Source organism: Ferrovum myxofaciens, assembly GCF_000735045.1.
Taxonomy (GTDB): Bacteria; Pseudomonadota; Gammaproteobacteria; order Burkholderiales; family Ferrovaceae; genus Ferrovum; species Ferrovum myxofaciens.
This window is the reverse complement of the sequence record NZ_JPOQ01000545.1, coordinates 1-397: the sequence shown is the minus strand read 5'-3', so window position 1 is coordinate 397 and position 397 is coordinate 1. Positions and strand designations below refer to the sequence as shown.

The 397-nt window shown below is 53.4% G+C and carries 1 pseudogene; it reads left to right on the top strand.

The window, feature by feature from the left end:
* Nucleotides 1-186: 186 nt before the first annotated feature.
* Nucleotides 187-397, top strand: a pseudogene (locus tag IV91_RS16465) (hypothetical protein); the annotation flags it as partial.

Sequence of the window (397 nt, the reverse complement as noted above, 5' to 3'; positions counted from 1 at the left end):
CAAGCCCCTCAAGGGCGAGTCTTTGGTTTCCCAACTAAAGACCCTCCCATTATGTGCCAAACCATCCTTCAGAATCCATCCTTTTTCAAATTTCTGTTGCGTATCGATCAGGATCATGCCGCCACGTGAGCGCGATCAATTGTCTGTTCAAACGGAAAGCGCTATGCAACCCCGCTCAAACTTCAGGTGCTGGAGCAACGCAAGCGCCGTTACCAGCGCGCTTGCCGCCGAAAGGTTGCGGCGGCCAAGGTGTCGATGGGATTGAGCCGGGATGCGAAATTGTCCAAGGGCGTAAAGTTGCCCGTTTCCAATAATTTACGCAAAGCCTACTGGAAAGTGGGTCGCGTCACTGAACATGCCGCCAACGTCCGCAAGGACTGGCAGCATAAACTCACCA